Source organism: Rickettsiella endosymbiont of Litargus connexus, from assembly GCF_964277335.1.
Classification (GTDB): Bacteria; Pseudomonadota; Gammaproteobacteria; order Diplorickettsiales; family Diplorickettsiaceae; genus Aquirickettsiella; species Aquirickettsiella isopodorum.
Genome location: NZ_OZ195516.1, coordinates 243,773 through 263,614, shown reverse-complemented (window position 1 = coordinate 263,614; position 19,842 = coordinate 243,773). Strand labels below are relative to the sequence as shown.

Below are 19,842 nucleotides of genomic sequence, written 5' to 3'. Positions count from 1 at the left end.
ACAAAGGTTAAAGTTATACTCACAGTGTGAATTTTGGCAATTAGCCGCGAAGAGGATTCAAATTGAACGGCAACACAGACAAAAATTCAAGTGTTGTGAGTGTATTTAGCTGAATCCAGTTTTTTTTCTAAATCAGCTAAAACATCAGGAATCGTAGTTTCAATGAGTGTGGCTATCTTTTTGCAACAAGGCTCCAAAGCGCTTTCTTTACGCCATAACATTCCAATTTTTCGCTCAGGTCTAGGAGCAGCAAAAGGCTTATTAATTATCAAAGAATGCTCTTCTAAAGCTAATAAAGGAAGTAAAGTAATTCCTGCCCCACTTCCCACCATATGTCGCAAAGTTTCTAAACTGGTTGCCCGATAATTCATCTTTTCTTTAAGGTTAGTTTTTTTACGACACACCTCTAATGCTTGATCTCTGAGACAATGACCTTCTTCTAATAAAAGAAGATTTTCATCCTTTAAGTCTTTTAAATGTAATTCTTTAGAATAATGTGAAGAATACGATGCTGGCATAGTCAAAAAGAAAGGTTCTTTGAATAAAGTTTTACACTGCATGCCTTTATGTGGAACCGGTAATGCTAATATTATGGCATCTAACACCCCTTGATTTAATTGCGTCAGAAGTAAATCCGTTTTATCTTCATATAAATATAGCGAAAGTTTAGTTAATTGTTGTTTGATAATAGGTAAAATATGCGGGAGTAAATAAGGCCCTAAACTAGGAATTAGTCCCAAGCGTAATTCTGCTGAAAATGGATCCTTAGCTAATTTGGCTAATCTCTCAAGCTCGCGCATAGCACTGAGTACCTGCTTTGCTTGCTCCACAATACGCATCCCTACTGCGGTAATTAATACCCTTTTTTGTCCGCGCTCAAATAACTGTACGGCTAAAGTGTGCTCTAACTTTTTCAATTGTATACTTAGGGTTGGTTGACTAACCGAACACGCTTTAGCAGCTCTTCCAAAATGACGGTATTCTGCTAAAGCTAATAAATATTTAAGATCTTTGAGATTCATACTTCCTCGAGAATAAACAAAGCTAATTTTTATCGTTTTTTAGCCATGTTAAAACAAAAATTAAGTATGGTGAGAATGAGATGCAACTAATTGAATCTCATATTTGACAGGATTGTCTGGACAAGCTTTTAACCCACATTCAAAATAGGTAGAAATTCCATTTAAAATGGCCAAAAGAAAAACAAGCGCAAACGCCATATGGGTTAAAAACTGCATTCCCTTTGTTTTGGAGGGTTCATCATATTCATATTGAGGTGAAATACTAAAAATAATGGAGATATAAATAATCACGCCTACGCACAGCAGAAATACCCAGGTATAGAGGTGTAAACCAAATAAAGGAAGCCCATAACCCGTATCACCTGGAATTACATGAAGAAAAATTTGGCGTACGCTAATAGACGCTGTCAATATGGCCGATAATAAAGAAAGCGCATAATGGGCTGGTCGTATTTTAAATTGTACATTCAGCAAAAAACCAAATGCTATTGCCAACACACCAAGCCGTTGCAGGAGACATAAAGGGCAAGGTAATTCGTGAAAGCCTATTTGTAAAATAAACGCGATCAATAGCAAAAAAACTAAACCTAGAGCATCTATCGCATTGAGGATCTTAATAATTTTGGCTATTTTAGAAGAGCGCATACTAATTATCCCTAAAATTGCAGAGATAAATGATCAGTCATATGATGAATAAACATAAACGTTGTTAGTAATAAAAAGACTATAAATAAACCTATAGCGAGCCTTCGCTCCTTGCACCAGGCAAAAAGCACACAAAGACTATAGAAAAAGAATAGCGCTAACATACGTATCTACCTATAAATGTTTTTAATTTAGTCTAATTTTATAAAAAAATCCATGTTGTGACCTTGCTTTAGTTTACGATGAGCGACTCATTTCTTTTAAGAATATTTATCTAATATCAATTGGATCCCGGCCCAGGCCTTGAGCTTGGGTACAGATTCCACCAAAATTTTATCACTCTGTTGTTCCGCTTCATGCAAATATTGATATAACCTCTGCCCATATTGACTAGCCACATTCGGCATACGAATCCAAGTTAAGTCTTTATGTTTTTTCTTTGCTGGGCCTAATCCAAACACGGTTAATAGCTTATGCTGATTTAAATAACTATCGATGATACGATCTAATTCTTGTTTAGAAACTTGCTCTATCAAAGGCTTTTTAGAAAAACGATGAGATAATATGGATTCCCCAATCTCGTAGGGAGTGATAGATTCTATTTGTTCTAACGGGAGAGCGCCTAATCTAAGTATTCGCGGAACGTCAAAAGTCACATCAATAATCGTTGATTCAATCCCAATAGAACAAGGTCCACCATTAATAATAAGTTCGAGTTTATCATCAAATTCTTGCTGTACATGTGCAATTAAGGTAGGACTAAGATGAGTGGAGCGATTCGCAGAAGGCGCTGCGACTCCGCTGGCAAAAGAATTTAATATCGCTTGCGCAATAGGATGATCCGGCACGCGTAAACCTATTTTATCTTGCCCACCGGTTAATTCAGGCAAAACTGATTTTTCTTTATTTAAAATAAGCGTCAAAGGACCCGGCCAAAAATGATCAGCTAACTTTTCTGCAACCTTAGGAATGTCTCTGGCCCATCTATCCAGGGGATGTTCTTTCGCCAATAAAACGCTTAAAGGTTGATTTAAAGGACGTTGCTTTAGCGCGAAAATTTTCTGAACCGCGGTTAAATTTCTCGCATCACCTGCTAAGGCATAGACTGTTTCAGTAGGAAAAACAATTAGTTTTCCCGCCTTTAAAAGCTTAATAGCCTTAGTGAGTTCATCTATAGTCATCATTAAAGACATCTTCTAACATGCGTTCAATAGGAAGAAAGTTATCCGTCACTCCACTAAATAGTTTATATTATCTATAAATAAATAGATTGCTTTAAAATTAAGATAGTGTATCTAACAAAGAATGGAATAAATACAATAATACTTAAAAATAAACGATGACTATGGCATTATAACGAATGATAAGTCATTAGATAGTTGCTGAGACCTTTGCCCTGGTTTTTTGATCACGTAAATTGATCGAAAATAGCTAATAAAATCGAGTGCATAAGGGTTGTAACATATCTAAAAAAGATTGGATTCGTAAAGGACTATGAATAAAATAATCTTAAGATATCTCTATAATTTTTTAAAATATTCTTTTTTTATATCCATCTTGCTATCATCTAGTTTGGCATTTGCCAACTCGAATGCTGATCCAACAAAGAAAAATCCTGAACTCAATATCCCCTATCCTCCCATTAATTATCCTAAAGATGCTGCATTACGCAAACTGATTAAACGGGGTGAATATTTAAGTAAAGCGGGTGATTGTATCGCTTGTCATACCGATACAAAACACCAAGGCCAACCTTTTGCTGGAGGATTAGGAATTTATACGCCTTTCGGGAGCATTTATTCGCCCAATATTACGCCAGATAAAACCACAGGAATAGGAACATGGAATGATAAAGATTTTATCCGTGCCATGCATGAAGGTATAGCCCCGAATGGAACTTATTATTTTCCGGTATTTCCTTTCGCTAGCTTCACCAAAATCAATACTCATGATTTGTTAGCGATCAAAGCCTATCTATTTAGTTTAGATCCAGTTAAAAAAGCTAACCAGGCCAATGAAATGATGTGGCCATTTAATTGGCGTTTTTTGCAACTAGGATGGCGGATTTTATTTTTTCGTCCTGGTGCTTATGAAATAGATAAGCAATATACGAACTCATGGAACCGTGGGGCTTATTTAGTCCAAGGCTTAGGTCACTGCGGAATGTGCCATACTCCTTTGAATTTGTTAGGTGCTGAAAAAAAGAAATATTCCCTAACGGGAGGATTTATCCAAGGTTATTACGCACCGAATATAAGCTCAAGTGGATTAAAAGGTATTTGTATCGATGATATTCGAGCCGTCTTTAAACAAAATAAACTGTTAAGAAATGCCGGTGTCGTAGCAGGACCCATGGCAGAAGTTAATAGTAATAGTCTTAAGTATTTATCTACTCACGATTTAAATGCCATCGCAGTTTATTTAAAAACAGTAAAAAGCCAAGTGCCTTATTCTGCATTCAGTGGAGTCATTACCGCTAAAACTGGCCGCAAAGTTTATGAATCTTATTGTGCGGTTTGCCATGCCAGTGGAGCAGCAGGCGCTCCAAAATTAGGCGATACCGTTGAATGGAAAAAACGTTTAAAGCAAGGAAAAAATATTGTCTATGAACGGGCTATTCATGGTTTTAATTCCATGCCACCTAAAGGAACTTGCACTGGATGCTCAGATGATGCAGTAAAAGCAGCCGTTGATTATCTCATCCTAAATGATCAAGCGGGGGCGACCAAAACCATTCCCGTACAAGAAAAACCGCTGAGCCTAAAAGTAGGTAAACAAATTTACCAACAACATTGTGCTATCTGCCATGATAATGGGAAATTAGGAGCGCCTATATTAGGGGATAAAGCACGCTGGCAACCCATTATTGCCAAAAATATCGATGTTTTATTTGAACATACTATTTTGGGGTATAAAAAAATGCCTGCAAAAGGAGACTGCAAAAATTGTAGTAATTCAGAATTAGAAGCTAGCGTAAAATATATGGTTGAACAAAGCAAAACTACTGGCAATTATTTTTTATGGTAATGATCTTTTATGCTAAGCATTTAAATTAATCAATTGTGCCTATTGATTGAAATAAAAACATCCTAAACTTAAAAAGTTATTGTGATCACTATAAAAAGGACAGATAGGATATGAAGCATGTTAAAAAATTTTTTTTAATTTTTTTTATTAATTTTAATTTTCTACTTAGTCCAGGATTGGCTTTAGCGGCATGGCAAACCAATATGCCGCGAGGCGTTACGCCTATCAGTCATGCCATTTATCATTTACATATGCTGGTATTTTGGGTTTGCGTAGGAATTGCCATCGTAGTATTTAGCATCATGATTTATTCGCTTATTCGGCATAGAAAATCACGAGGAGTCAATGCTGCTCAATTTCATGAAAATTTTTTTTTGGAAATTGCATGGGCCATTGTGCCGTTTATTATATTAATTGTTATTGCAATACCTGCCACTAAAACTTTAATCAAAATGAATGATAATAGCGATTCTGAATTAACGATTAAAGTGACTGGATATCAATGGCGTTGGCACTACGCTTATTTAGATCAAGGAATCGATTTTTTTAGCAATCTCTCTACACCTGTAGAAGAATTACAGAATGAAGCAAAGAAAAATCAATGGTATTTATTAGAAGTGGATCATCCATTAGTTGTGCCTATTCATAAAAAAATTAGATTTTTATTTACTTCGAATGACGTCATACACTCATGGTGGGTACCCACTTTAGGCATTAAACGCGATACTATTCCAGGATTTATTAATGAAGCCTGGGCAAAAATAGATACTGCAGGCACGTATCGTGGCCAATGCGCTGAACTGTGTGGGACAAACCATGCATTTATGCCTATCGTTGTAAAAGCGGTGAGTAAAAAAGAATTTAATTTATGGGCCAAACAACAAGTAGGAGAACTTCTTCATGGAAAAAATACTTGATTTAGAACATTCGGCCACTCAAGGTTGTCTAGCATTTATCAAACGTTGGCTATTCACAACTAATCATAAAGAAATTGGGACATTGTATCTCCTTTTTAGCCTACTGATGTTCTTTATCGGTGGAGTCTTTGCTTTATTAATTCGTGCAGAATTATTTCAACCGGGTGCGCGTTTACTTAATCCAGAATTTTTTAATCAAATGACGACCATGCATGGCTTAGTCATGTTATTCCTCGCTATCATGCCGGCCTTTTCTGGTTTTGCCAACTGGATGATTCCTTTAATGATAGGTGCACCTGATATGGCCATGCCACGTATGAATAATTGGGCATTTTGGATCTTACCCGTTGCCGCTATTTTACTTTTTAGTACCTTATTTATGGATGGTTCTGCACCTAACTTTGGTTGGACAATGTATGCGCCCTTATCAACGACCTATGGACCAGCTAGCACAGATTATTTAATTCTTGCGATTCATTTAATGGGGCTTTCTTCATTAATGGGCGCTATTAACATTATTGTCACGCTTCTCAATCTTAGAACTCCTGGGATGACCATGATGAAAATGCCGATATTTTGTTGGAGTTGGTTTGTTACGGCCTTTTTACTCATAGGTGTCATGCCCGTTTTAGCGGCTGCAGTGACAATGATGCTTATGGACAGACATTTTGCAACAAGTTTTTTTAATGCGGCAGGCGGAGGCGATCCATTACTCTATCAACATCTCTTTTGGTTTTTTGGACATCCTGAAGTTTATATTATTATTCTTCCAGCTTTTGGAATTATCTCGCAGGTTATTCCGACGTTTAGTCGCAAAAAACTTTTTGGTTATCGGTTCATGGTGTATGCATTGTTAGCCATTGCATTTTTATCTTTTATTGTTTGGGTACATCATATGTTTGTAACCGGTGTTCCTTTGGCTGCTGAATTATTTTTTATGTATACCACTATGCTAATTGCCGTGCCTACAGGAGTTAAAGTATTTAATTGGGTAACCACCATGTTTCGCGGTGCTATCAGTTTTGAAACCCCCATGTTATTTGCTTTAGCATTTGTTATTTTATTTACCATCGGTGGTTTTTCGGGTGTCATGTTATCCATGGTACCTGCAGATTTTCAATATCAAGATACCTATTTTGTGGTAGCACACTTCCATTATGTCTTAGTACCTGGTGCTTTATTTGGGGCTATTGCCGGAGCTTATTATTGGTTGCCTAAAATGACTGGCGTTATGTACAACGAACGCTTAGGTCAATGTCATTTCTGGCTATCTGTTATTGGTGTCAATCTAACTTTTTTCCCAATGCACTTTTTAGGTCTAGCTGGCATGCCAAGACGAGTGGCCGATTATTCCTTACAATTTGCCAATTTTAATGCAATTGCAAGTTTAGGTGCTTTTTTATTCGGCTTTGCTCAAGTATTTTTTCTCTACATTATTATTCAATCGATACGTAGAAAAGGAAAAAAAGCGAGCTCTCAGGTTTGGGAAGGCGCTGAAGGATTAGAATGGACCTTAAGTTCCCCTCCTCCATTACATAGTTTTACTACACCCCCAAAATTTGAGTAATATACTCTTCGCACTTGAATTTTTGGCTGTCGCTCAACTCGCAATCCTCATGTATATTATATACACTTCGGTTGCTTCTTTTTCGCAACGCCTTGCCAAAAATCCAATTGCTGTGAGTATACAAACGCATGACAGTTAGAATAGCGAAATTATCAAATAAAAAAATTTTATTTTTGCTCTGTTTTACCACCTTAAGCATGTTTGGCTTTGGCTTTGCCATGATTCCACTTTATAACGTACTGTGTAAAAATTTAGGTATTAATGGGAAAACCGATAAAAATGCCTATGTAACTTCGAATGAAATTGATTTATCACGCAATATTCGTGTGGAATTTATGACAAATAACAACAACTATCTTCCCTGGGATTTTTACCCTAGGCTTCAGCATATACAATTACATCCAGGGGAAAATATTTTAATTTATTTTGCAGCTAAAAATAATTCGAATCGCCCAATGACTGTACAAGCCATCCCCAGCGTATCTCCAGGCTTAGCTGCACGTTATTTAAAAAAAACCGAATGTTTTTGCTTTACTCAGCAAACTTTTAATCCCGGTCAACAACGAGACATGCCGGTTTTATTTCATATTGATCAGCATTTACCAAAAAATATTAATACGATTACTTTAGCTTATACCTTATTCGACACAAGCGGTTTAAAACATGCAAAAATAGCACCACAAACTTTAGGCCATATTCCAATTTAAAACCCTTTCATGAAATAAAAATTCAAGCCAAGATCACGTTAAAGGACAAACGCGAATGAAAAACAAAGACTCTTCATACTATGTACCCGAACAAAGCGCTTGGCCCATTTTGGGTGCACTCGCTTTACTCTTTTTAGCCTTTGGCTCACTTAATTTAGAAAAAAAATGGGGGCTAATCGCATTTATAATAGGTATAGCTGGGTTAGTGTTTATGCTGAGCGGTTGGTTTTGGAATGTAACACAAGAAAGTAATGCTGGATTATACAATCAACAAATGGATAAAACCTTCCGTTGGGGCATGTTATGGTTTTTAATCTCTGAACTATTTTTATTCGGTTTACTCATGGGCTCTATTATTCACGTAAGATTTTCAATTACCTCATGGCTAGCTGGACAAAGTGGTGATGCTTCACAGCTAACCCATTATTTACTCTGGCCAGATTTTGCTAAACATTGGCCATTATTACCCCCCTCTAGCTTTTCAGCAACTGTTGCTAGCACACCGAGTTTAGGTTCTCTGCGCCAAATTCCATTCATTAATTTAATCATTCTACTTTTTAGCGCCTTACTTTTAACTGGTGCACTCTACTATTTAAAAAAAGCCCGCTATAAATTATGTCGCCTAAACTTAAATTTAGCTATTTTTTTAGCCTGTATTTTTTTTATTTCACAAACTTATTATTTTATTCATCTCATTCATACTCATATTATTACTAAAAGTGGAATCTATGGTAGCTTTTTAATCGCCTTCCTAGGATTACATTTATTAAATATTGCTGCCGCGCTATTATTTTTATCCATTTTATGTTTTCGAATCTATCACAACCAACTACTAGAAAAAAATGCTTTTTCTTTCGATGCGGCCGTATGGTGGTGGGATTTTCTTGCGGTAATTTTGGCCTTGGCATTTTTTTTGATTTTTTAAAACATGAAAAAAAATATTATATCCATTCAATTTAGTAATTATTGCTTTACACCTACTTTATTTCCCAGTCTGATGGTAATCTTTTTACTTCCCTTACTTGTTTATTTAGGATTTTGGCAAATTCATCGTGGTGATAGTAAAAATCAAATCCAAAAAATATTTTATCAACGCTCGGTAGCCATACCGATTAATTTAAATCAAATTGAAAATATTAATTTAGAAAAAAATTATTTTCCTGGAATTATGCAAGGTCATTTTGATAATCAACACAGTTTTTTATTAGAAAACAAGATTTATTTACATAAAGTCGGGTATGAAATCCTCACTCCTTTTATTTTAAATAATAGACAGGAACTCATTTTAGTCAATAGAGGATGGATACCGCAAAGTATCGATAGAAAAAAAATTCCAAAAATTCCGCCTTTGAACAATAAACTAATAATACGTGGCTTAATTGTATTTCCTAACAAAACCTTTAGCTTCAAGCAGATAAATGAAAAGAAATGGCCGAAAAGAATTCAATCTATCAATCCAGATTTCTTAAAAAGAAATAATTTTCAACCTTTTATGCTCGTCATTAACACCAAACAAACTTATAGTTTTACACCACTTTGGCAACCTGTTACGTTACAAGCGAACCGTCATTATGCTTATGCTTTTCAATGGTTTGTTTTAAGTTTCACCTTATTTATTGCTTTTTTTAGTATTCATATTCATCGTTTATGAAAAAAAAACATACCCCCCATTATTTGTTTATTTTTCTGTTGTTATTAATTATATTTCTAACGCCGTTAATAGTAGCTGTGGCCCTTTATAATAAAAATCCTCTCTGGTTACATCACAAAACAGTCAATAAAGGGACTCTTATTCCTTTCAACTTGAGTTTACAGCAACTAAAATTAATTCCAAATAGAACAAAACTTCGTTCGTTTAATGGTAGTTGGTTTTTATTTTATTTAAACGAATCGCCCTGTCGTGAATTATGTCAAAAAAATTTGCATACCATGCGGCAAATCACATTAGCATTAGGCAAGAATCGTTACCGTGTAAAGTATGGCTTAATACAAGCTAAAACAAATTTACTTCGTCTTTCTCCATTAATAAATAAAGATTCAAATTTACTAAACTATACGATCTCTAAACTACAAGTAAAAAAAATTTTTTCGGTATTGAAAATTAAACATCAAAAAAGTGGGTATTTTTTAGCGAATCCATTTGGAAAAATTATTTTATATTATTCGAGCGATGCCTCTGGTGAGGATATATACCAAGATTTAACGCATTTATTGACAATTTCAACAACAGGATAAAATATGCTTCCGGAAAACAAATCGGCTTTATATTTTTTATATATTGCTTTTTTATTGGCTTTCATTGTTGTGCAATTGGGTGCATTCACTCGCTTGAAAGATGCAGGCTTAGGGTGCCCTGATTGGCCAGGTTGCTACGGAAAGTTCACCTTGCCTAAGGATGCCAAACAAATAAAGCAAGCCTCTTTTATAGGAAAAACCTTAGATCTAGGAAAAGCATGGCCAGAAATGATTCATCGTTATATGGCGGCTACCTTAGTATTATTAAGCTTTGCCGCAATAGTTTTAATTATTAATAAATATAAACTATCCCAACAACCCGTATGGGTAGCCACTAGTTTGCTTTTTTTATTGTTTTTACAAGGCTTGTTAGGAAAATGGACTGTTACTTTGCGATTGCATCCTTTGGTTGTCCTATCTCATTTATTAGGTGGATTAGCGTTATTGAGTTTGCTTTGGCTATTAATACTACGACTGAGCCAATTATCCATAAAGCAATCTTCTGTATCGGAACAAAAATTAAGATCATGGATGGCATTCGGTTTATTATTGATCATAATACAAATTTGTCTCGGCGGATGGACCAGCGCTAATTATGCCGCTTTTGTCTGTCCCGATTTCCCGCGGTGTCAAGGACAATGGTGGCCTGCCATGAATTTCTTCGAAGGTTTTCACCTTTGGCTAAATACAAATATTAATTACGAAGGGGGTATCTTATCTCATACTGCTCGCACTGCCATACAAATGACTCATCGGATAATGGCGGTAATTACTACTATTTACTTAGGTTTGGTAGTTTATAAACTATTTAATGTAACGAAAAGAATTTTTTTACGCAGTCTCGCTGTATTACTAGCATTCTTATTAGGTCTACAAATTAGTTTAGGTGCTTTAAATGTATTATGGGTGTTACCTTTGCCTATTGCCATGGCACACAATGCTGTTGCTGCGTTACTATTATTAATTATCATTACATTAAATATTGGTTTGTATGGATACCAATTAGAAAATTTGATCCTTAAGCGATCAAAAATTTTTAAGTCTTAAAAAATCAAATTCATCATTACAATTTTTCACTCCATTTATAAATATTTCTTTTTTTAAAGAAAATAGTTTAGTTATCTTGTTTAAAAAATTCCTGGGTTTTGCTATTTTTAGATCTTTATCCTTTAATTTATCAGTATCCTCAGCTACATTAGAATCTTTTTTTTGAATTTGATTATGTTCTTGCAAATAAGATCGCTGATAATGATGGTTAATAGGAAATATTTGCGAAGGAAGAATGAACGCTGTAGAAAAAGAATTATTTGTTATTTCAAAAGATTGATAATTCCATTCTGTTGGATACGCTTCTCCTATTTCACTTGAAATTTTCTTGAAATTACTAAAAGCCTGCTGATCGCCTTTTTTTTTATAAGATCCTTTGTATTCATAAAGTACATTAGCATTAATTGCTTTAAATAAATTATATTTCATAGTTTATCCTTATTATTTTTATTTTTTTTATTTAATTTAAATAGATATAGAATTTATTACTATAGTATTCTCATTTAAGCTAGAAAATATATTTTCTAGCAATAATGTGCCCTCCGTTTTGCTATGGCCTTTGAAAAATTTACCTATTTTCTGGATAATAGGTAAATCTCTGTGGGTTTCAAGAATTTTTTTAGTATTAATACTCTCTAAACAATTCGAAAAGCTTTCATAAGTATCTTGCTTTATTTTTGCTAATAAATCTTCTGTAATGAATAATTTCTCAATCTTTGCAGTATTATTACGAAAAAAAAACCTTTGAGATAAATGTTTTTGATACCCTACAAGCAAATGCGTTATCTCTTTTTTGGCTCTTGAATTCCAATCATAGGATTTACTTTTAGTAGCAATTGGGTTACTTATTGATGATATAGAAGCGACTATTTCTTCTTGCCGACTAGTGACTAAATCTACACTTGTATCATGCCTGTCTACTCCTGAATCTAACTGAGCAGCATCAACTACCTCTTTAGCAATTCCATCTTCTGCAGTAACCGATAAGTTTTTTGATTTTTCTTCCACAGATTCAGTAAAAACCCGATCTAATGATTCAAAAATATCATTTTTTTTGTAAGTATTGCTCAAAAAAATAGATGCACTCAAGTTATTACTATCCGTTTCAGGTTTTATTAATTCCTGATCTCCTTCTAAAAAACTTTGTTCTTTCAGAAGGGGAATATTCTGCCTTGGAAACGTATCAATAGGTCGAGTATCTTCTAAAAACAACCTGTCATCTACTTTTCGTATAAAATAAGGGTCGACAAATAAACCGATAATATTTACTTCTGTATGAGATCCTTCTATTTTCTTAAAAATAATTTCAGCTGCTTTTGTAATCTTATTTTGATAGGCATAATTAATTTCAATAATATCTTGTTTGCTTATCCCTATTTTTTTTAACTCTAAATTTTTTTCTTTGTATAAGTTAATGATGTTAAAAAAGAATGGACTTAAAATATCAGTTAGCGCTTTAGTAACTTTAGCTTTTTTCTTCTTGTAAAACAAAAAAAGTGGTAATGGAGTATTTTTGTTAGGTGATAAAAACTCTCTTTTGATCTCGTATTTATCTGTTTTTTTTATCCGAAACTTTACAGCGCCTAACTCAGGTTTATCTCTGTTCTTAAATTCATCAGCCAAAACACCTAAGCATAGAACCTTCATATTCTTTAAATGATTTTTAAGTGTTTCAGTATCGGTCTCATCGATACCATTCTTACTATATTGATCAACCGTTAAACAGTAGCTTTGGCTATTACGATTACGTTTCTTATTTCCATCAGGATAGAGAGCAAAACTAAATATCTTATCAAGATTAAAAATGCGCATCTTGTTATTAATCTCTTTAAATCAAAAAGGGACAGTTTAAAAGTCCCTTTCTAACTTAGCAAGTCTTTATACTCGGCGATAGTCTAGTCTTATTGCTCGGAAAATCTGTTAACTGTTCTTCTAATGTATTAACTAATCCCTGACTTGTGACTTTCCCTCCACCCCACAGAGTAGCAACACAACGTAAAAAAGATATCCCTCGATATTCAGATAAGATTCCCTTAGCGTCCTTAATTGTTTGCTTCAATTCTGAAATTTTATCAATCACTGCTTGACTCGAAGCATTATCTTCGAAATTTATTTCAGTATTTAACAATAAATCAATTTTATCCTTAATAAGTTTAATCGCTATACTTTTATTCATAGCAATCTGGGTACTCGAATAAGATAATTTTTTATTATGAGCAGTTAAGGCTTCATTAGAGTTCTTGACAAGATTCATTAAATTATTGTGTTTAAGTTTTAATTCTTCACTGCTTAGTTTGATTAATTGCTTGGTTTCTTGATTAAGCGATTGTAAATCTGTATTTAAGTCTTCAAGCAACTGCGATCTGGGGTCAAACTTGGAAAAATTATTATTTAACAGTTTTATTTGAATTTCTAATCCACGTTTACAAAGAGTAATAACAGCAGAATTAAATAAAATATCGGTTAATTTTTGATAGTATTCTTTAGATGAATTAAAAGAATGTATTAAATGTATAAATAATTTATGACTGGATTCAAATTCGTTAATCGATTCAATTACAAATTTTATCGTAGCAAAACAAGCTGGCATTTCAGTTACTTTTTCGTTAATTTCCTTTTCGGATAAGCTAATTATCTCCAATTGATTATTCAAATAGGCTTTATATCTATCATCACAAGATTTTTCTAATTCTAATAGTCTTTGCTTTATTTTTCCTATTATTTTCTTTAAATTTTTATGACAAATCGCATCAATTTTAAAAAACTGATTTTTAATTTCTTGTGAATCTATAATTTTTTTTGTTATTTCGATTTTTAATTTTTTTTCTTGAATAGCTAAAGTACTATTTAAACTTTGCACTTCAGTTTGATCACAATAAGCTTCAATTAAATTTTTTAAAAAAATTAATTGATTCATTTTTTCTTGTATAGGTTGAGTTAGTAATTTCATTATACTATCTATTTTTTTACTACTTTGTGCTATCACTTCAACATTTTTTTCACTCGCAATGACATTTTTACTTTCTTCTAAAAGATCATCAACTTCTGCAAAATTACGATACCTTTCCAATTCAGCTGTTTTAGTTTGTAATTCATCTAACTCCTGCTGCAAGTTTTCATCTTTAATTTGTTTTAAATTTGATAATGGATACATATTATCCCCTTATTATTTTTATTAAGGGCAGAAAAAGCTGCCCTTTAATTTTATAAATTTTAAACAGTAGGTCTTAATGGAGTGATCTCTTTGAGTAAGCTAGCTACTTGTTCTTGTAATTGTTCAACATACTCAATACTCTTCACTCTTCCACCACCCCAAAGTGTAGCAAAACATTTAAATGCAGAAAAACCGCGATATCGAGATAAAATTTCAAGATTTTGTTTGTCATTAATTTTTTCATTTAGCATTGAAACCTTTTGCTTTAATGCTTGTATTTGTTCATTTGATGATTCATTTCCTATCTCATTACTGTTGCTCTTTATCTGTTCCGCTAGTTGCGTAATATCTAATAATATTTTTGATTTTACTCCACCATTAAAATAACCTTTTTGAATATTAAGCCCGTGAGATTTTATATGAGATAAGGGAGTATTTTTTGCTTTTTCAGTAAAAAAGGAATAAATTTTTGGCGCTCTCTCAATTAGCTGATCTTGTTCTGCATCCAATGAATCTTGGTTATGAATTGAATTGCGTGATGAAGATAAGTCTGAAGGGATATCTGGCTGCTGTATGTCGAGTGAATTTTCCCTTACCGGATCATGTAATGATAATGTTTTTCTTAAGTAAGAACCAGATACGTTTTCATACCTTAGAGAGTTTGGACGAGGCCTAGAAGTAGGCAGGTGTGATTGTGACGCTTCTATCAATTGTTCATCTTCAAGCGTTAACTTAGATGTTGTAACTTGTACATTATTTTCTTGATTTAGTTCTTGTTGTTCCTTTATATCAAATTCACTTCCTAATAAATCTATAAACTTACTTGGAGTTTCTACTTTATAGATACTTAATTTTTCATTTATACATTTTTTAAGCACCACTGCATTCGAAGCTCCTATTTTGAAAGTCAAACTATAAGCATCATTCTTAGAATTATATTTTTTATTATTTAATATAACTGCTTTATCTTTTATAATTGCGACATATTTTGTTTTTTCACCAAGCATAAATGGTGAATCTTTAGGGGCTGCTAAATAAACAGGGTGCATATTAAACCTCTTTTTTTATTATTTTTATATTTATTAAAGATAAAAAATTTTTATTTCATTTAATTTTTAATCGGAAACAATTTATCACTAATAAAATAATTTTGTCTAGTTATTTTTTATTTAAAAAATAAAAAGGTATTTATTTGAAAATAAATACCTAATCTTTAAAATAGCATTATCCTTTTTCAAAAATAAAAATAATTAATAATTTAATTTTTTCTTAAAACCCTACCTTTAATAGAATTATTCTCGTATAATTTTTTCGCCTTAATGCTTAATGAAGGACAGGTTGTAACCCATAAGGAAAAACATGCTAAAGAATTTTGCTACTTGCTTGGCTAGTAAAGCTTTAATCTATTTGGAATTAGGAAAATGGCGTGTCACTAGCTTAATGTTAATTACCGTTTGGGTAGGCATGGTATTGGCTTCTTCAACACCACTTTCTTTGCAATTAAGTTTATTTACATTACTAGGTGTCGGTTTAGTCGCCATCTCCGGAGGAGCGCTGAATCACTTATTAGAACAGCGTTTGGACAAGTTAATGGCGCGTACCGATCGACGGCCTCTCCCATTAAAAAAAATTTCAACTACGCATGTTTTGCTTTTTTCATTAACCGCTAGTTTTTTAGGATTAGTCGTATTAAGTCTATCAAGTAATTTATTAACCTGCTTTTTAAGCTTTATTAGCCTAATAGCTTATGCATTCATTTATACGTTGTACTTAAAACGACACACCACACAAAATATTGTTATTGGTGGCTTAGCAGGCGCAACCCCTCCTTTGTTAGGTTGGACCGCCGTAACAGGAAATATTGATCCAGGCGGTTTAATTCTGGTTTTAATTATTTTTATTTGGACACCCCCGCATTTCTGGTCATTAGCAATTGCCAGACATGCCGACTATGTCAAAAGTAACTTGCCTATGTTGCCCGTGACACATGGTATCGCTTTTACAAAGCAGCAAATTTTACTTTATACGCTGCTTTTAAGTGGAATTAGTTTGTTACCTTTTTGCATCGGCATGAGTGGGATTTTTTATTTAATTGCGGCTTTACTATTAAATACTGGATTTATAGTTGCAGCGACTGATTTATTAAAGCAAACTAAAGCTGCAACAGCGATAAAAACTTTTCATTATTCGAATTTTTATTTACTCATGCTGTTTGCTTGTTTATTCATGGACCATACTTTAATGAGGACTATTTAATGACTTGCCCTATCTCTAATAAAAGATTTTTAGCCTTTATTATTTTCACTATACTCGCTTTAGGCTTAGGTTTAGGCTTTAACCTATGGCACTCTTCAAAGACTCGTATCGTTATTCCACCCATTGCAGGCACTAATATCGATCAACCTCAATTAATTCCAGAGTTTCATTTAGTTAATGGATTAGGTAAACCATTTACTAATCATAATTTAAAAGGCCATTTCAGTTTACTATTCTTTGGTTTTACTCATTGCCAAAGTATTTGTCCATTGACGATGGTTATGTTGACACAACTTTATAAGGAATTAAAAATCGAAAAACTTCCTCTTCCGCAGGTTATCTTTATTACACTTGACCCCAGAAGAGATACACCCAAAGTAGTGGGTAATTATGTTAAAGCATTCAACCCCCATTTTATCGGCGTCTCGGGACCCCTAGCAGGAATTCAACAATTGAGCAAACAAATGGGTGTTGTTTATATACAAGCCCAACAAAGTAAAATTTCAGAAAATAATTATCAGATTGACCATAGTGGCACTTTATATTTGATTAATCCCGAAGGTAAATTGGTCGCTATTTTTTCTCCTCCTCATGATGAAGCAAGCATCAAACAAGACTATAAGAATTTAGTGAGTCAATAATCCGGCGCGGTGGGTCTGTGTACATGAGAGGGCTGGTGACTGGATACTCATCATCCGATCCTATATAGAAAATAAAGTCGCTTACAGTGGAGCTAGGCTCGGAACCCATCGAATTACTAGAAAATTAGCCTAAATGCAGGTAAATTAACCCGTAACATTCTCATATCGTATCGTACAACGTCCTTTAAAAAATCATATGAAAAAACAACGTGTTATGGTCGGCCTATCGGGAGGAGTAGATTCCTCAGTGACTGCTTTATTGTTAAAAGAGCAAGGTTATCAAGTCGAAGGGCTGTTTATGAAAAACTGGGAAGAAGACGATACGGAAGATTATTGCTCAGCCAGTGCCGACATTGCCGATGCACAAGCTATCTGTGATAGATTAGCAATTCCGCTGCACACAATTAATTTTTCGGCTGAATATTGGAATCGCGTATTTACGCATTTTTTAGCAGAATATAAACTAGGCCGTACGCCAAACCCAGATATTCTCTGCAATCGGGAAATTAAATTTAAAACTTTTCTAGCGTACGCCCTAAAATGTGGTGCTGATTTTATTGCTACCGGTCATTATGCGGGAAAATCCTATAAAAATAACACGTATCAATTGCTTAAATGTGCTGATAAAAATAAAGACCAAACCTATTTTTTATATACTTTAGGCCAAGAGCCTTTAGCTAAAACCTTATTTCCACTCGCGGATCTTACCAAACCGAAAGTCCGCCTAATCGCCAAATCAGCAGGATTTCTTAATGCGACTAAAAAAGATAGTACCGGTATCTGCTTTATCGGAGAACGTAAGTTCAAACATTTTTTACAAACTTTCTTGCCCGCCCAACCTGGGAATATAGAAACATTAGCAGGTGAAATATTGGGACAACATGATGGCCTGATGTTTTACACGATAGGCCAGCGACAGGGATTGCGAATCGGTGGTCAGAAAGAAAAATCTGGAGATCCATGGTATGTCGCCGATAAACAACTCGCTCGTAATACATTAATCGTCGTACAAGGAGAAAATCATCCTGCACTCTTCGCTCAGGCTCTGGTTTGCACTCAGCTACATTGGATCAGCGGTTGCCCCCCCACAAAACCATTCCATTGCACAGCAAAAACGCGTTATCGACAACTTGAAACTCCTTGCCTAATCACACCCTGTGGCAATGATAATTATCAAATTGCATTTGAAACCCCACAGCGAGCGATTACTCCCGGTCAATCTGTTGTTTTTTATCAAGAACAAACCTGCTTGGGAGGCGGAATTATTGATGCCACACGCTAATTCTTCTTATACCCGTTTGATTCTAGGCTTAGGTGAAACAGGACTATCCTGTGCACGCTATTTTAAACGATTAAATTTACCTTTTACACTCTTGGATAGCCGTTTAAGTCCACCCAAATTATCCGTATTTAAAAAAGAATTTCCCCAAGTGGCTTACCATTTAGGGCCTTTTGACCCAATATACTTTAAAGATTGTAAGGAATTAATTGTCAGTCCTGGCATTGATCTCAACGAGAAGAATATCCACAGAGTAATCAGCCTCCATAAGCTTAAGCCCATTGGCGATATCGAATTATTTGCCCAACAAGCACGAGCACCTATCATTGCGATTACCGGCAGCAATGCTAAAGGTACGGTAACAAGTTTAGTAGGCGATATGATACATCAGTCAAAACTAAAGGTTGCCGTGGGAGGTAACATAGGCAAACCTGCATTAGATTTGCTTGATGAGCCGATACCGGATTTTTATGTATTAGAGATTTCAAGTTTTCAATTAGAAACGACTTATAGTTTGCAGCCTAAATTGGCTAGCATACTCAACATCAGTCCAGATCATTTAGATCGCCATAAAACCTTAGCCACTTATATCCAAGTTAAGCAACGCATCTACCATGGATCTGAAATAGCCGTATGGAATCGAGAAGATTTAAATACTTTTCCAGACTATACCGCCAAAAAAATAACCAGTTTTGGTTTAGAGTCACTACAACCGGGTTCTCAAGAATTTGGCTTACAAGTGGTCAATCAAAAACCCTATCTTGCAAAAGGGAATCAAATTTTACTTTCTGTTGATAAAATACCTATTAAAGGTCGACACAATTGGGCAAATACATTAGCTGCTTTAACCATAGGGCATGCTATTGGATTACCCCCCGCTGCTATGTTAACCGCACTTTGTCAATTTAAGGGTTTACCTCATCGCTGCCAGTGGATTAAAGAGCATAAAGGCGTGACTTGGTATAACGATTCTAAAGCAACCAACGTCGGCGCAACACTCGCTGCGTTAAATGGATTAGGTCCAGCCATTTCAGGTAAAATCATTTTAATTGCTGGAGGCTTAGCCAAGGGCGCTGATTTTTCTTTATTAAATGATTCCGTAAAGCGCTATGTTAAAAAAATGATTTTAATGGGTCGAGATGCCGCTTTATTAAAAAATGCTTTAGAAAAAAGTACCTCTATCGAACTGTCTTCTGATTTGGCGCAGGCAGTAAAATTAGCTCATCAAACAGCAACGCAAGGTGATATTGTGCTTTTATCTCCAGCTTGTGCGAGCATGGATATGTTTAAAAATTATGAAGCACGTGGTGATACTTTTATCAGTTTAGTGCGAGGAATCCATTGA

General features: G+C 34.4%; 19 protein-coding genes and 1 pseudogene. 12 read left to right on the top strand and 8 right to left on the bottom strand.

Features of this window, described 5'->3' with window-relative positions:
• Positions 1 to 86: 86 nt before the first annotated feature.
• From ACICP9_RS01130 to ACICP9_RS01115, 4 genes are all read right to left on the bottom strand, one after another.
• Positions 87 to 1,022 (bottom strand): LysR substrate-binding domain-containing protein, encoded by a 936-nt coding sequence (locus tag ACICP9_RS01130; protein ID WP_395498170.1) that lies wholly within the window; start codon positions 1,020 to 1,022, stop codon positions 87 to 89.
• A 60-nt stretch (positions 1,023 to 1,082) separates the two neighbouring features.
• Complete coding sequence (locus tag ACICP9_RS01125; RefSeq protein WP_395498168.1) at positions 1,083 to 1,667, bottom strand: disulfide bond formation protein B; 585 nt, start codon at positions 1,665 to 1,667, stop codon at positions 1,083 to 1,085.
• An 11-nt stretch (positions 1,668 to 1,678) separates the two neighbouring features.
• Positions 1,679 to 1,831 (bottom strand): DUF5993 family protein, encoded by a 153-nt coding sequence (locus ACICP9_RS01120; RefSeq protein ID WP_395498167.1) that lies wholly within the window; start codon positions 1,829 to 1,831, stop codon positions 1,679 to 1,681.
• Positions 1,832 to 1,927: 96 nt separating this feature from the next.
• Positions 1,928 to 2,851, bottom strand: coding sequence for an L-threonylcarbamoyladenylate synthase (locus tag ACICP9_RS01115; protein WP_395498166.1), 924 nt, complete (start codon positions 2,849 to 2,851; stop codon positions 1,928 to 1,930).
• Positions 2,852 to 3,161: 310 nt separating this feature from the next.
• Here ACICP9_RS01115 and ACICP9_RS01110 point away from each other — a divergent pair, with 310 nt between their 5' ends.
• The 8 genes and pseudogenes from ACICP9_RS01110 (at position 3,162) to ACICP9_RS01075 (ending at position 11,167) form a co-directional block, all read left to right on the top strand.
• Entirely contained in the window at positions 3,162 to 4,694 is a 1,533-nt protein-coding gene (locus tag ACICP9_RS01110) for a c-type cytochrome (RefSeq protein WP_395498164.1), read from the top strand.
• Positions 4,695 to 4,897: 203 nt separating this feature from the next.
• Positions 4,898 to 5,578 (top strand): annotated as a pseudogene (coxB, locus tag ACICP9_RS01105) (cytochrome c oxidase subunit II); the annotation flags it as partial.
• Positions 5,579 to 5,594: 16 nt separating this feature from the next.
• Positions 5,595 to 7,178, top strand: coding sequence for a cytochrome c oxidase subunit I (ctaD, locus tag ACICP9_RS01100; RefSeq protein ID WP_395498162.1), 1,584 nt, complete (start codon positions 5,595 to 5,597; stop codon positions 7,176 to 7,178).
• A 128-nt stretch (positions 7,179 to 7,306) separates the two neighbouring features.
• Entirely contained in the window at positions 7,307 to 7,885 is a 579-nt protein-coding gene (locus ACICP9_RS01095; protein ID WP_395498160.1) for a cytochrome c oxidase assembly protein, read from the top strand.
• A gap of 55 nt (positions 7,886 to 7,940) precedes the next feature.
• Entirely contained in the window at positions 7,941 to 8,810 is an 870-nt protein-coding gene (locus tag ACICP9_RS01090; protein ID WP_395498158.1) for a heme-copper oxidase subunit III, read from the top strand.
• A 3-nt stretch (positions 8,811 to 8,813) separates the two neighbouring features.
• Positions 8,814 to 9,536, top strand: coding sequence for an SURF1 family protein (locus ACICP9_RS01085; RefSeq protein ID WP_395498156.1), 723 nt, complete (start codon positions 8,814 to 8,816; stop codon positions 9,534 to 9,536).
• A complete protein-coding gene (locus ACICP9_RS01080) occupies positions 9,533 to 10,120 on the top strand; it encodes a hypothetical protein (protein ID WP_395498154.1) in 588 nt (195 codons plus the stop codon). The genes ACICP9_RS01085 and ACICP9_RS01080 overlap by 4 nt, the downstream gene beginning before the upstream one ends.
• A 3-nt stretch (positions 10,121 to 10,123) precedes the next feature.
• Positions 10,124 to 11,167 (top strand): heme A synthase, encoded by a 1,044-nt coding sequence (locus ACICP9_RS01075; RefSeq protein WP_395498152.1) that lies wholly within the window; start codon positions 10,124 to 10,126, stop codon positions 11,165 to 11,167.
• Here ACICP9_RS01075 and ACICP9_RS01070 read toward each other — a convergent pair.
• The 4 genes from ACICP9_RS01070 to ACICP9_RS01055 are packed head-to-tail and all read right to left on the bottom strand — an operon-like array spanning position 11,147 to position 15,370.
• On the bottom strand, positions 11,147 to 11,596 hold the full coding sequence (locus tag ACICP9_RS01070) for a hypothetical protein (RefSeq protein WP_395498150.1): 450 nt from the start codon (positions 11,594 to 11,596) through the stop codon (positions 11,147 to 11,149). The two genes, ACICP9_RS01075 and ACICP9_RS01070, sit on opposite strands and share 21 nt — an antisense overlap.
• Before the next feature lie 36 nt (positions 11,597 to 11,632).
• On the bottom strand, positions 11,633 to 12,979 hold the full coding sequence (locus ACICP9_RS01065) for a hypothetical protein (RefSeq protein ID WP_395498148.1): 1,347 nt from the start codon (positions 12,977 to 12,979) through the stop codon (positions 11,633 to 11,635).
• 55 nt (positions 12,980 to 13,034) lie between these two features.
• Positions 13,035 to 14,321: a hypothetical protein gene (locus tag ACICP9_RS01060; RefSeq protein WP_395498146.1), complete on the bottom strand. Its 1,287-nt coding sequence runs from the start codon at positions 14,319 to 14,321 to the stop codon at positions 13,035 to 13,037.
• A gap of 59 nt (positions 14,322 to 14,380) precedes the next feature.
• The gene (locus ACICP9_RS01055) at positions 14,381 to 15,370 is read right to left on the bottom strand and encodes a hypothetical protein (protein WP_395498144.1); all 990 of its coding nucleotides are present in this window, start codon (positions 15,368 to 15,370) and stop codon (positions 14,381 to 14,383) included.
• A gap of 310 nt (positions 15,371 to 15,680) precedes the next feature.
• On the opposite strand from ACICP9_RS01055, the gene cyoE reads away from it, so the two are divergent.
• The 4 genes from cyoE (at position 15,681) to murD (ending at position 19,842) form a co-directional block, all read left to right on the top strand.
• Positions 15,681 to 16,577 (top strand): heme o synthase, encoded by an 897-nt coding sequence (cyoE, locus tag ACICP9_RS01050; RefSeq protein ID WP_071661947.1) that lies wholly within the window; start codon positions 15,681 to 15,683, stop codon positions 16,575 to 16,577.
• Positions 16,577 to 17,218 carry an SCO family protein gene (locus ACICP9_RS01045; protein WP_395498142.1) on the top strand — a complete coding sequence of 214 codons (642 nt, stop codon included), beginning with the start codon at positions 16,577 to 16,579 and terminating at the stop codon, positions 17,216 to 17,218. The genes cyoE and ACICP9_RS01045 overlap by 1 nt, the downstream gene beginning before the upstream one ends.
• 196 nt (positions 17,219 to 17,414) lie before the next feature.
• The gene (gene mnmA, locus ACICP9_RS01040) at positions 17,415 to 18,500 is read left to right on the top strand and encodes a tRNA 2-thiouridine(34) synthase MnmA (RefSeq protein ID WP_395498140.1); all 1,086 of its coding nucleotides are present in this window, start codon (positions 17,415 to 17,417) and stop codon (positions 18,498 to 18,500) included.
• Entirely contained in the window at positions 18,487 to 19,842 is a 1,356-nt protein-coding gene (murD, locus tag ACICP9_RS01035; RefSeq protein WP_395498138.1) for a UDP-N-acetylmuramoyl-L-alanine--D-glutamate ligase, read from the top strand. The genes mnmA and murD overlap by 14 nt, the downstream gene beginning before the upstream one ends.

Excerpts from the sequence above, each read along its gene's own strand:
- ACICP9_RS01130 (WP_395498170.1), bottom strand. The coding sequence starts at position 1,022 with ATGAATCTCAAAGATCTTAAATATTTATTAGCTTTAGCAGAATACCGT.
- ACICP9_RS01125 (WP_395498168.1), bottom strand. The coding sequence starts at position 1,667 with ATGCGCTCTTCTAAAATAGCCAAAATTATTAAGATCCTCAATGCGATA.
- ACICP9_RS01120 (WP_395498167.1), bottom strand. The coding sequence starts at position 1,831 with ATGTTAGCGCTATTCTTTTTCTATAGTCTTTGTGTGCTTTTTGCCTGG.
- ACICP9_RS01115 (WP_395498166.1), bottom strand. The coding sequence starts at position 2,851 with ATGATGACTATAGATGAACTCACTAAGGCTATTAAGCTTTTAAAGGCG.
- ACICP9_RS01110 (WP_395498164.1), top strand. The coding sequence starts at position 3,162 with ATGAATAAAATAATCTTAAGATATCTCTATAATTTTTTAAAATATTCT.
- ctaD (WP_395498162.1), top strand. The coding sequence starts at position 5,595 with ATGGAAAAAATACTTGATTTAGAACATTCGGCCACTCAAGGTTGTCTA.
- ACICP9_RS01095 (WP_395498160.1), top strand. The coding sequence starts at position 7,307 with ATGACAGTTAGAATAGCGAAATTATCAAATAAAAAAATTTTATTTTTG.
- ACICP9_RS01090 (WP_395498158.1), top strand. The coding sequence starts at position 7,941 with ATGAAAAACAAAGACTCTTCATACTATGTACCCGAACAAAGCGCTTGG.
- ACICP9_RS01085 (WP_395498156.1), top strand. The coding sequence starts at position 8,814 with ATGAAAAAAAATATTATATCCATTCAATTTAGTAATTATTGCTTTACA.
- ACICP9_RS01080 (WP_395498154.1), top strand. The coding sequence starts at position 9,533 with ATGAAAAAAAAACATACCCCCCATTATTTGTTTATTTTTCTGTTGTTA.
- ACICP9_RS01075 (WP_395498152.1), top strand. The coding sequence starts at position 10,124 with ATGCTTCCGGAAAACAAATCGGCTTTATATTTTTTATATATTGCTTTT.
- ACICP9_RS01070 (WP_395498150.1), bottom strand. The coding sequence starts at position 11,596 with ATGAAATATAATTTATTTAAAGCAATTAATGCTAATGTACTTTATGAA.
- ACICP9_RS01065 (WP_395498148.1), bottom strand. The coding sequence starts at position 12,979 with ATGCGCATTTTTAATCTTGATAAGATATTTAGTTTTGCTCTCTATCCT.
- ACICP9_RS01060 (WP_395498146.1), bottom strand. The coding sequence starts at position 14,321 with ATGTATCCATTATCAAATTTAAAACAAATTAAAGATGAAAACTTGCAG.
- ACICP9_RS01055 (WP_395498144.1), bottom strand. The coding sequence starts at position 15,370 with ATGCACCCTGTTTATTTAGCAGCCCCTAAAGATTCACCATTTATGCTT.
- cyoE (WP_071661947.1), top strand. The coding sequence starts at position 15,681 with ATGCTAAAGAATTTTGCTACTTGCTTGGCTAGTAAAGCTTTAATCTAT.
- ACICP9_RS01045 (WP_395498142.1), top strand. The coding sequence starts at position 16,577 with ATGACTTGCCCTATCTCTAATAAAAGATTTTTAGCCTTTATTATTTTC.
- mnmA (WP_395498140.1), top strand. The coding sequence starts at position 17,415 with ATGAAAAAACAACGTGTTATGGTCGGCCTATCGGGAGGAGTAGATTCC.
- murD (WP_395498138.1), top strand. The coding sequence starts at position 18,487 with ATGCCACACGCTAATTCTTCTTATACCCGTTTGATTCTAGGCTTAGGT.